At 40.4% G+C, this 12875-nt stretch carries 9 protein-coding genes; all 9 read left to right on the forward strand.

From position 1 onward, the window contains the following. Positions 1-14 precede the first annotated feature (14 nt). On the forward strand, positions 15-890 hold the full coding sequence (locus EGS47_RS00595) for a DotH/IcmK family type IV secretion protein (protein ID WP_227518657.1): 876 nt from the start codon (positions 15-17) through the stop codon (positions 888-890). Between the two features lie 21 nt (positions 891-911). Then, positions 912-2423: a DotG/IcmE/VirB10 family protein gene (locus EGS47_RS00600; RefSeq protein ID WP_044110984.1), complete on the forward strand. Its 1512-nt coding sequence runs from the start codon at positions 912-914 to the stop codon at positions 2421-2423. Between the two features lie 5 nt (positions 2424-2428). Further along, positions 2429-3310: a hypothetical protein gene (locus tag EGS47_RS00605; protein ID WP_044110982.1), complete on the forward strand. Its 882-nt coding sequence runs from the start codon at positions 2429-2431 to the stop codon at positions 3308-3310. Positions 3311-3320: 10 nt separating this feature from the next. Continuing rightward, complete coding sequence (locus tag EGS47_RS00610; protein ID WP_044110980.1) at positions 3321-3896, forward strand: hypothetical protein; 576 nt, start codon at positions 3321-3323, stop codon at positions 3894-3896. 167 nt (positions 3897-4063) lie between these two features. After that, the gene (locus EGS47_RS00615) at positions 4064-4477 is read left to right on the forward strand and encodes a hypothetical protein (protein WP_005005912.1); all 414 of its coding nucleotides are present in this window, start codon (positions 4064-4066) and stop codon (positions 4475-4477) included. 110 nt (positions 4478-4587) lie between these two features. After that, positions 4588-5475, forward strand: a complete 888-nt coding sequence (locus EGS47_RS00620) for an HNH endonuclease (protein WP_005005914.1) — start codon at positions 4588-4590, stop codon at positions 5473-5475. Between the two features lie 10 nt (positions 5476-5485). After that, the gene (locus tag EGS47_RS00625; RefSeq protein WP_005028615.1) at positions 5486-6685 is read left to right on the forward strand and encodes a hypothetical protein; all 1200 of its coding nucleotides are present in this window, start codon (positions 5486-5488) and stop codon (positions 6683-6685) included. A gap of 61 nt (positions 6686-6746) precedes the next feature. Continuing rightward, positions 6747-9929 (forward strand): hypothetical protein, encoded by a 3183-nt coding sequence (locus EGS47_RS00630; protein WP_005028612.1) that lies wholly within the window; start codon positions 6747-6749, stop codon positions 9927-9929. Positions 9930-10051: 122 nt separating this feature from the next. Further along, positions 10052-12844, forward strand: a complete 2793-nt coding sequence (locus EGS47_RS00635; RefSeq protein ID WP_005005919.1) for a hypothetical protein — start codon at positions 10052-10054, stop codon at positions 12842-12844. Positions 12845-12875: the final 31 nt, after the last annotated feature.

Raw genomic sequence — 12875 nt, forward strand, 5'->3', positions numbered from 1 at the left:
TTAATGCTGCTGATATGCCTCCGAATACTTTTGCGGATGCTCAATCTCCTTTGGTTGCACCTGAGGTAGTTGATACAGCATCGGAAATTGACAGACAGGTTCACAATCTTGTTGGTTTGCAGTTCACACCTGAGCAAACAAAAATAGTTAAAGGACTTTTGTTGCAACAAAAACGAAGCCTTTCTAGTCCTTATGTAAATACGCCACAAGCGAAAACCCGTAGTTTGGGTATTTCATTAAACCCTGGTGAGGAACCGCCAGTAATTCGTTTAAGCGCTGGCATGCTATCTACTATTGTCTTTACCGATTCTTCAGGAAATCCATGGAACATTGAAAAGATTTCTTTGGACCGTGGACGTTTCTCAGATGGCTTAGGTGAGCAAAACGAAAAAGAGCCAGACGAAATCCCTGAAACTAACATCCTTTCAATCGAACCATTAGATCCAGCTGCTTTCGGAAACGTAACGGTCACATTAAAGGGATTGGGTGCTCCAGTAATTTTGATGTTAGCTACTGGCCAACGTGATTTAGATGTTCGTGTAGACGCACGTATACCTGGTCGAAGCCCAACAGCCAAAGCTATGTATTCAACAGGCAATCAAACATCGATTATTCCAGATGGTGTGAGTTTGCAATTTATGGATGGCTTAGCGCCTGAGGGTGCTGTTGAAATGCGAACTGATAGTCCTAATGTCCGTGCTTGGAAGTTTGGTGGCTATATATATGTGCGTAGTAACTTTGGTGTTATTCAACCAGCCTTTTTGAGTTCTTTCCGCGCTAACAACGGTATGAAGATCTTCCGTTATGAAGATTCTGAAGATCTGAAGTACATCACATTTTCAACGACTGGCGGTACACCTAAAACTGTTTACCTCGAAGACGCATTTTAAGTCATTAAGTGAGAATTAAAAATGGATTCAACGAACCAACAAAATAACCCGAATGACATTGAAGAGAATTCTAGTCGTAGCACTGAAGTAGGTACTACCGATGAAACTATTATTTCTGCAAACCAAGTTCATTCAGAAGAAGACCAACCTAAAAAACTGAAAAATACAAGTATTAAAACTGCTAACAAAAAACGTGTTTTTGCAGATACGCGCTTTCGCGTTGTTGCAATTATTGGTTTGGTAGTAGTTGGTGGATTAGGCTTTTTTATGTTTAACCCAATGGGGAAAAGTGACCAACTAGCTTTAGATAATCAGGTTGCTATTGCTACACCAGAAATCCAAGGACAGGGTACAAATGTTATCCCTCCTGAATACGTAGAATATGAACGTCAAAAACAAGCTGAAGAAGCTGCTCGAGCTGGCAAAAATGGTGAAAGCTATTTGCCCGAATTTAAAACAGTTGCAACACAAGATCCAAACGGCGATCTGAACGATCAGAATTTTATTACAGGTCCAAATGGGCAACCTGTAAACGGTTCTGCAACAGGTGGTACACCAAATATTACGCTTGAACTTGACCAGATGGCCAGAGCTAATATGGCAAATCAAGGTGGTGCATTACCTCAACCAACTAGCGGTGGTCTACCACAACAACCACAAACACAAAACGGTGCTAATCAAAACGCACCGATTTATCAAACTAACTACGCGCAACAATATGAACATGCTTCATCTGCTGCTAATGATGTTGCTAATGTATATAGCCAACAAGCAGCTGCTTATGCAGAACGTAATGCTGCAACGCGTGAATTAAGTCAAACTGCTTTTGTTGATCAACTTGCTGCGTTTTCTAATACAAAGAACAAGGTCAACGGATATTCAACATATAAATATTCACACAACACTAAAGCATCGGAAGGGCAACAAAACCTTGGAAGCTTGAACGTTGCGAATACGACTAGCGAATCTACTAAAGGACTAGCAATCATTAAAGCTGGTACAACAATGAAAGCGCGTTTAGATACAGGTGTGAATACTGATAAAGGTAAAAACCTATTTGCTACTGTTATTGGCGGTAAATTTAACGGCGCAAAACTTATTGGTACTGTTGGTCTGAATACTGCGGATATTGAATTTAACTTTACCCGTATGTTGTTTAAGGGCGAAGAGTATGCAATCCAAGTACGAGCTTTAACTCTTGGAACAAAACAATCGGGCATGGCTGATAAAGTCCAAAAACACACTTTGCAAAAGCTTGGCGGTATGGTTACTGCTGGAATCTTTGAGGGTTACGGACAAGCCTATCAAAACATTGGTACAACCCAAATCACAAATACTGGCAATGTTGTAAGCACGAAGGAAGAGCCAAACGATAAAGAAATTGCCGGGAACATCATTGGTAACGTTGGTACGGAAATGGCGAACATGGCACGTACATCAACAGTTCGACCAACTACGTATATCGTTAACAGCGGAAAAGTATTTGAAGTCTTTTTTGATGCTGACGTAACAACACCGAAAAGTAAGGGGTAAGCGAAATGTCTGATAATCAAATGACTGCTGAACAGGCAAAGAAAAATCTAAAAGATGCTGAAGGCAAACCCCAAAAAGGCGAAGGTCGTGCGAAGGGTGGTATTCCTCCAAAACTTCTTATTGTTATTGGTGTTATTGCCTTAATTATGATTGGTACTTTCTTTTGGATACAAATGAGTAAACCAAAAGACGTCAGCACGGCAGTTGCTCCAGAACAAACACCAGAATCCATTGATACTGTTGGTCAAGGCATTCAACAAACACAAGCAACATACAATCAAAATCAACAACCTTTAAAGGACAATAGTATTGCTGATGATACGGCGTTCATTGTTGATGAAAATATTGTGTTTAAAGATCCTACCACTGGTCAATACATGATTATGTACAAATCCATGTCGTATCCGATTGATTCTGATCTAGGAATAGAGGCAATTAACTTCTATCAAAGTCAGGGTACGAATGCACTTATTTTATTACAACGTTTGAAAGAAAAAGAGCAAGCGCATGGGCAAGTACAAAACGGCGAACAAACTGCAGTTGCTCAATCAGAAACCATAATCAAAAATGAACAACTGAAAGCTGAAAATGACGATCTTAAAAACCTTGTTGAATTGCAAGAACAGGCAATTAAGGAATTAAAGACTAGTTTAATCAAAATAGCTAAAGACCAGACTAAGCAAAAGGCTTTAAGTACATCGGGATCTAAAACCTTATCAATTCCAAAAGGTGCAAAACGCTTGGATGCTTTTGCGGTTGTAGGCGATCGCGCTTGGATGACAGATTCTCAAAACCATACATATACAGTCTATGTAGGTCAGAAGATGCCAGACAATCGCACGGTCTATGCTGTTGACGAAAACGAACAAGCCATTTGGGTGAAATAAGGAAAATAGCGTGGATGCATTAGATATAGTTAAAGCGATATTAAACATATACGGTCCACTACTAAGCTTTATACGCATTTGCTTTGTTGTAACGGGGTTGGTGATTACTGGCACGGCGCTTTTTGACTTAGTGCAAGCATCATCACCTCAACAAAAGTTCTTTGGTCATGGAATGAAAGAGCCTACCACTGGTGGGGCATTGTTGAAGATTCTTATCGGTGGTGCTTTTGCATCACTTGGATATGACGGATATATCATTGGTGCACTAGGTTCTTCATTGTTTGGTGGTAATGGCATAGAACTTGTAACGGTACAAAGTTACTTGCCTAATGCTGGTGCTAATGATTTAGGTGCATATATCGTTACGGCGGTTGTAGGTTTTACGCAACTGGTAGGGATTATAGCGGTAGCTCGTGGCTTATATGGTTTTGTAGAGAAAATTGATGCTCAAGGCAATGCGACATACCGCAAAGCATGGGTTTTAATTATAACAGGTGTATTATGCGTATACGTTCAGGACGTACACAATGCCTTTGTTAATACCTTTGGAACACAAATAGGAGGTACCTTTTTTACAATATTTTAAACAATCTTCTTAAAATAGGGTGAGAGTTTCTTAAAAACCTTGTATAAGATATTGAAGATATTTAACGAGAAGTTTAAAATTAAGCAACTTAAAGCAATAGGGTTTTAAGAATGTTTAATTACAGTGCGGAGATTAGCTCCCGTATATTAAATAAAAGGAAAGTGACAATGGTATCATTAGTAAAACACTCAGTTCGCACTGTAAAAGCGACTGCATTCCGCGCAAAAGTAATGTTTTTAGCTTTTGTTTCTGCATTAATGGGTCAAGTTGCATATGCAAACACTGGCACATGGAACCCGGGTGGTTCAGCTTACGGAAAACACGCTGCTGGTTCTGATGCGAATGAAATCTTAGGCCGTGGTGAAACATTAGGTCAAAACGTTTATAAATTCTTAATCGTAGTGTTCATGGTGCTTGGTTTAGGCTTAGTTGGTACTGGTTTGTATATGATGTATACATCAGAAGAAGATCAACAAAAGAAAAAGAAAACTGCTTGGATCTGTATTATTGTAGGTGGTGCGTTATCAATCGTAGGCTTCATCATGTTCTCTGCTGCGAACACTATTACTGGTAAAGCGTAATATAATAATAAATAAGTTTAAAAGCGTGGCTTAGGCTGCGCTTTTTTTATTTTAAAAATAGTATATACATGTTTTAATTAGACCTTACTTAATAGTATTAAGGGGTTTAAGTGAAACATATAAACCGTAAGTTTGGTATTTTAAGACCTATTAACGGCGTAAACGACAAGCAAGAGATACGTCAAGATAAAACTATCCATGATGGTTTTAAAACCAATGAGACAATAAAGCAAATAATGTCTTCACAACCAGCTAAATGCTACTTTTGTGATTTCTATGACGAATACTTTTTAGAGCCACATCACTTAGACGGCGATCATAGCAATCATACGGCTGAGAACATTGTAGCGGTCTGTACGCTATGCCATGCACAAAACCACATCTTTGCACTATCACTGGAAAAGAAAGCTGAAATATGCGTATTGAGTACGAACATACCTCAAGAGATCTTTAATCAATATCAACGTTCATTACTGGTGTTATCGCATAAGTCTGACAACCAAGATCCTGAGCTTGCTAAGTTCGCACGGCGACATCGCCAAAGCTTGCTTGTAGAGCCGTTAAAGCGCCATCAACGCCCTAATCCTACAAAGATGTCTGAAGCAGAATACGCACGTAATATGTTTGAGGATATACAGGCGTTTAATGCGATTAAGACACGAGCCCAAAGCATTGATACCCAACTGTACTTCACGGACATTAAGTTCAACACAATGGCTGAATATGAAGAAGCCAAGCAAGAAGATATGTTGGTAGCGAACGTTGATTACGTAGACCAGCTCCGCAAGTACAAAGAGTGGTATTTGAATGCCATCAAAGAGAACAAAAACTTTTCTTTGTATCAACTCGCAAAAGCTTTGGAAAAGGTATCAGACGAAGCATACGAGAGCTTTAATCTGCCAAACCACTACATAGTATTTTCCCCGAATATCTTTACTGACGAGCAGTATGAGTACTACCAAACACTAGATGTATTTAAGGGTTTGGGTGATAAGTGAGCTCACAAAAATGACAGAATGCTTAGCAGATACCGAATACATAGATATGAGCTTAGAAGAGGTTATATCGGGCATAGTGTTACAGCCATTTAAGCCTGACATAGTGAATGATATAGCGGTATTGGATAGCGTATTTGAGACGGACATATTGAATGATGAATACTCATTTATTGGTCCATACATCTACAAATATTGGGAACTTGGGATAGATGCACTACCAAAGGAAACGCACGATCAGCTATCGATATTTCGCTTATGCGTTATAGGTACTGAGGCTTTCAACTTCCTGAACGATTTGTATATACCAACGACACGGGACACTGGCCATACATCTAACACGCTATTGCTACTCCATGTTGTACATATAGCGATAGGGAATCAGACAACAACTGGTGAAGACACAACGGGGCATTTTCAAGATCCACTGATTAAAGCGCTACTGTTGATGAATATCCCCGTTAACAGCGATTGTTTGCTGTTGGATGACACTTTGGTACACCTAAACAAAATAACGGCGCTGAGTGGCTTAGACGTTGAAATACAGGTTAAGCAAAGTGTGAGTGTGAAGCATAAGAAATTACTGAGCACCAACTTTGGATTTGACAATCCATTATCAATTATAAGCGTTTTGGAACAAAAGAAACTGTCTGAAGAACTGACACGCTACTTTCCGATGATACACCTACCAACGTCCGTAGAAGATGCGACAAACCAGATAGATACGGGCAACTTAAAAATGAGTTCGCTGCAATCTTTTTGTATATACCAAAACTTAAAGCTATCGGTGTCTAAAGTTTTCCACGAACAGGGCTTATACCAGAACAAAGAGATCTACATAGAGCTTGATAAGGTTCACTTCCAACTTAAAAATACAGGTTCCTTAAACTTCAAGGTGGGTACTTTAGGGGAAAGCCAAGAGGTTTTAGAAACGGCGTTTTGGCAACTGCTTAACAAGGGTTTAGTGTTTGACCTAAATAGTTTTAAGAAGTATGTCGAATTAAAAGAGGACGAAACCGTTAAAACTGATGTATTTACTAATTCAAAAAATGATAATATCCCTTTTAACAGTACCTTCTATGAGCTTTTATTAAGGTTGGTTTTAGATACAAGCTTAAAACCCTCTGTTAAAAGTCTTGAGGTCGCAATTCAAAAAAAGGATTTCGACAGTGCGATTAACGTTTTAAGAGAATTACCGTTTTTTAGTGCTTAATGCTTAAAGACATGTCTAATCAAAGATAGACGTAGAAAGGTGAATTAATAAAGGTGTTTAAATGAGTAAGAAGAAAGCTGAGAAGTCTGGTTATAATAAGACTGGTTACTCCAAGATTGAAATTATATTGATGTTATTCCTACAAAGCATGAAAGCTGACGTAGAGGATTATTGCGATTTAGAAACAGTATCGGACGAACATACGTTTGTCACAAAAACTGGTGCAATGATTACGATCATCGAATATAAGGGGATTAAGAGTTTAATTAGTGGTGATGCATTCAGCCGTCAAATTGGTTTGATGACGAGCAACATGCGTAACTACTTCAAAGACCGTGGACATACGATTCATCTAGCGTTCAAAGTAGACCATGAGACGCCATACGCCATTCATGACTTGAACGCCATGCAAAAGGCGACCACGGCGCGTTGTGCGATGAATCTAGACATCATCATTGATGAAATGACAGAAACCATTTCAGGCGGTGTATTTAACGAAAGCTGTTATATCGCTTTAATCTCTGAGCCAACCTTACTATCGCCAATCGATAAAGCTCAAGACTCAAAAAACCGTAAAAAGCTACTGTCGCAAATTACAATGCCAAGTACGGTCAATGCTCAAGACATGCTTAAATCATCGGACAGCTTATACGTACACCATGAGTCTTTTGTCTCACAATTCTTAAACTCACTCTCAACTGAAGAATTTCCAGCAATCTATGAAGTATTGAATGTTATTGAAGCTGGTCTAACGATTAAAAAACAAATTGCCTCACATTCAACTTCAGATGACTTCACCTTGTCTGTGCCGATGTTGAATACACGCTTACCGATGCGTTGGAAAGAAATACCATCAGAACATGATGCGTCACACGTTTTGTATCAACCGATCTCAGAACAACTCATGACGAATGCGATCTTACCTGGTACAAGTCAAGGTTCATTCTATCCAGTGGGAAGTGTTATCACTGACGGCGTTGTATATGCGCCATTGATGGTAGATATATATCCAGCTAAGACGAATACGTTTGAAACGCTATTCCGCTTACTACACCAGGCCAAAACGCACGACACTAACGGTAACATCCGTTCTATCCCATATGCGGTGAGTTACTGTATTACTGGTGATGGTATGGCTGGAACCATGATGAAACGCACGTTATCAAGCGTTATTCACTTTATGACGGCACAAAACAAAGCCATTCGTAATGCTGGTAACATTTTGATGGCCACTAAAAATGACCTAGATCAAGTAGACACTGTTGCTGGTCTGCAAATGACCATGATGACATGGGCACCGAATACCGAAGATGGTGTAAACATTCTTGTAGGACGGCGCCAAAAGCTTTGGAAGAGTTTTGAAGCGTGGGGCGGTGCAAAAGTCATGGAACAGGCTGGCGATCCTATTTTGACTTGGGCATCACATATACCGGGCTTGATGGTACGTAATCACGCACCTATTTCACCAGCACCGTTGTTTGATGTGTTCTACATGTTACCGCTGACACGTATTAACTCACCATTCCATAAAGGGCATCAGCTCAACAAAACCTTAGACGGTAAACTGATTATTCTTGATTCGTTCTCAAATGAAGTGACTGTATGGACGACTATTAACATTGGTAAACCGGGTACGGGTAAATCGGTCACAATGAACAAAGGCATGCTTGAGGACATCATGATGCCTGGTAACGAACGTATCCCGTTGACCTATATTGTCGATGTGGGTGAGTCAAGCCGTGGGTTAGTAGAAACAGTGCAAGATTCATTGCCTGAAGAGCTACGTCACTATGCCATCTATAAGCGTATTAAAAACTCAAAAGAAGAAGCGATTAATCCGCTTGAATTCAGTATGGGCTTACGCTACCCGTTGAACTACGAAATGCGTCAAATGACAGCGTTTTTAAGTTCATTGGTAACACCGCCTGAATTGAAAGGGCAACCAGCCAAAAACACTTCTGACGTTATTGGTGCGGTCCTACGCCGTACATTCTATTTTGCTGATGATACGAATGCTGATCATAAAGCACGTAAGTACATGCGCTTTGCAGATCCAGAACTAGATCGCATCATGGAAAAACACGGACTGATTGAGCCACATTCTGAACAAGGTAAGGATATTTCTTATTACGCTCTACGTGATCTTTTCCATTCAATGAATGAGATCCGTGGACGCACGTTGGCTCACCGTTACGCAATGCCGACTATTGGCGATATGATTGAAACACTTTCTGATTCATCAATTTTAGATGTTTGGAGTGATGTTCATATTGATAATGAACGAGCACTGGACTTTTTGGCGCATCAGATTATGGCTGCACAAAATACCTATCCAGCATTCTTCTATCACACCAACTTTGACATTGGTAACGCTCGTGTAGCTTCTATCGACTTAAACGAAGTTGCGACATCATCAGATCCTAAAACTACATCGCTATTCTTCCAGATTGTACGGATGTTCATTAAACGTAAGTTCGCCGTGAGCCGTGACGATATTCCAAAATTCCCACAAGCTTATCGTGAATATGCAACCCAACTGATTAATGAGCTTCTTGAAGACCGCAAAATTATGTCTTATGACGAATTGCACGTTGCGAAAGGCGATCCAATCCTATTAGAAGAATTGGCTGAAGACGCACGTACATTGCGTAAATGGGGTGCTCGTCTTAACTTGGCATCTCACAAAGTAGAAGACTTTAAAGACTTGGTGGGCTTTGCTACGGCGTATGTGATTGTCGATCCTGGTACACGCGAATCTCGTGAAGCTATTCGTGACAGCATCGGTCTAACTCAACTAGAAATGGATGCGCTTGGTTCAGGTAACGTAGGTTTCTCAGATCAAGGCTTAACGTACTTCAGTAAAATTAAACTCGAAAAAATGGAATGTTCGGGCTTATATACCGTTTCACTTGGTCCAATCCTTTTATGGTCACTCAGTACACATCCCGATGAACGTGCGCTCCGTAACTACACGTATGACCTTATCGGTGAACGTGGTAAGGCGTTGAAGGTCCTTGCACAATTCTATCCAAAAGGTGCGAAGAACCAGATTAAGACACGGCGTACCATGATTGAGAAAAATGCCAAAAATAAAGGCACGGACTTTGACGAAAACAAAGCAACTGCTTCAGTGATTTCTACCATGGCACAAGAGATGGTTGTTGAATATCAACGCTATGAACTTGAGCAAAACATGAAGAAAAAATTACTGAACCAACGTAAGTCTGAAGCTGTTTCTTCTTAACTCCAATCAGCTATATAGATTTGCGTTAATTGGTATATACATTGAAGTGCTTGGATATGGGTAAGGTCGTTAAACAACGACTTTGCCTATTATCCTGAAGATAAAAGAGTAGGTCGCAAAGTATGGCTTCTACACAAAAATACGGCACACAAACAAAGTTCAGACCTAGTTCGCTTAAGCGTGATACACGATCAGGCTTAGAGAAAATCCATTTAAAACTTACAGCGCCAGACGGCGCTAATTATTTGGTTGGCGTTCTTGGTGCTATTGCAGTTATTTTGTTTGTTGTTCCGTTTGGCGGTGAGATATTTATAGGGATCGCGTATTACCTATTAAAACGCTACACACATCCGAATGATTACTTTTTTGAGTGGCCATTCCGTGCGCCGTTGCATTCAAACTCACTGGATGCGTCAACTGACATTACATCACGCGTAAAAGATGACGTACTGGACAATCCAAAAGCCTTTTTGGAATACGCACGTACCAATCGCGATAAGCTACAAGGTGAGGGTGTGACTTACCTTGGTCGTTGCCGTGAAACTGGTCTACCTGTTTATGCATCCAACTCCGATGACCGTACACATCAAATTGTGTTAGGTACTACGGGTTCGGGTAAAACAGAATACATGCTAGGTAACTGTGCCAACCAGTACGTACAAAACTCAGGTTATATCTTTGTAGACGCAAAAGGTGATACCAAGGCTCAACAAGACCACTATCGTTTATGTAACCGCTTTGGGCGTAATGAGGATCTATTAACGATCAACTTCATTACCTCAGGTCGTAACATGCTACGTGCACAAACCGACAAGATGACCAACTCAATGAACCAAATGAGCAACACCAGCTCAGGGATGTTGATTGAATTCTTGATCAACTTGCTTGATGACTCAGGCGGTGGCGGTGGTGACATGTGGAAAGGTCGTGCGATGGCCTTTATCGCTGCACTTACACGAGTTTTGGTCTATCTACGTGACAATGGCTTCATTCAGCTTTCACCAAAAGTATTCACGCAATACATGGAACTTGAAGCACTTGAAGAATTGGTATTTTGTCATAACGATAAATACGGGATTGACTTTGAACGTGTGGCTGAACAGCTTCAAGGCTACCTCGTTTCATTACCTGGTTATTCAAGCAACCCTAAAAAGTTAAAGAAACAAGAAACCAAAACCCGTGAGCAACACGGTTATATCACCATGCAGTTAACCAAGGCGATTAACGACTTGACGTTTAACTATGGTCACATCTTTGGTGTAGAGCATGGCGGTGATATTGATATTTTTGACGTTGTACTTAACCGCCGTATCTTAACTGTGCCATTACCAGCTCTTGAGCGTTCACCAGACTCACTCAAAATGCTCGGAAAATTAATCATTGGCTCAATTAAACAAATGATGGCTGGTTCCCTTGGTAACAAAATGGAAGGTTTACGCCGTGCCATTATTGACGCACGACCAACCAACGCCTCTACTTCATTTAAGCTATTTTTGGACGAATGGGGCTACATCGTTATTGTCGGTGCTTCGGTTTTACCAGCTCAGGCACGTTCGCTTAACTTCTCTATTACGTTCGGTGCTCAAACATTTGAAGATATTGAACGTGGATCTAAAGAGGAAGCAGCTGCTACATGGGGTAACACGACCGTTAAAGCCATTGGACGTACTACTTCGGGTGCTGAAAGTACAACATACAAATTGGTTGATGGTTTTGCTGGTGAAGAGTGGCAAGGTAAAGTTAACTCAATCAATATGTATCAAGGTCTAGTATTCAACCGTTCGGTACCACAAACAGAAGTCCAGTTCGCCAAAGAAAAACGTGTGACAATTGAACAAATTGCCGGACAGCACAACGGCGAATTTACCTTGCTCATATCAACTAAAGGGGAAGGTGGTAAAACTTCAGACGTTAAAATCGTATCAATGTTGGCGTTCTATGTGGCTGGTGATCAACCCAAGTACTTACGCTTAAATGACCTTTGCCCAATCTTCAATATCCAAAAATCTGAAATCTACGATCCTACTTTAAAAATTGAAGACTTCATTCATGAGATTGAGGAAAAACACACGCTACTGACAGACAACAATTCATCTGCCAATGTCACGGCGCTTGGTGATTTTGAGATCTGCAGAAAGCTCAATAACACCTTGTACGAAAACAACAACACGGTAAAAGACTTTACTCAAGATTTTGTACATCAGATTCTTGAAGCAAGACGTCTTGAATCCATCACACCTGAAGGGATGGCACCTGGTCAAAGAACAGTAATGTCTTCGTCCACGGCGAAAGGTGAAATCTCCAAAGAACAAAAACACCGTGAAAGTATTGTTTCAGCACAAAAAGAAGCAAACATTAAAGACCAGATTATTGAGAAGCGAAAACAGTTCCAGTACTTCGGTAAAGATTCTGACATTTCACCTCAAGTACAAGCTGGTGCTTACAACAATGCGGATCTTGATGCTGAATTTAATATCTATGGTGAACGTATAAGCGAACCTGAACAGGCTCAACAGGAAAGTGATGTTGAAACTGTGACTCGCGCCGTTATCACACCAATGAACCTAGACAGCTACTATGATGAATTGAAAGAGATCCTAACAGGATATGACTTAACCGTTGCGCCAATTACTGAATATCAGCTTGTTCAGATACCACGCCATGTAAAACCTGAAGATCAGACACAATACATTGCGGAAAACAAAGCCAGTCTTGATCAAGCCATCTCACATAGCACTAAAAATGAAATGGAATTCGTAGAACAACAGTATGCAGCTAAGTTTGAAAAAGCTTTGATGAAAAACCCGTTCTCGCACGAATGCGTTACTTTTGAAAAATTGTTGGTGATACTTGGTTCAAAAGGTTCTTCAGCTTCATTACGATCAGGCATTACAATCAAAAAAAAGGATGACTAAACGCATCCATGTAGAAGACATAAGGCTGGTT

It is taken from the genome of Acinetobacter sp. FDAARGOS_515 (genome assembly GCF_003938865.1).
Taxonomy (GTDB): Bacteria; Pseudomonadota; Gammaproteobacteria; order Pseudomonadales; family Moraxellaceae; genus Acinetobacter; species Acinetobacter ursingii.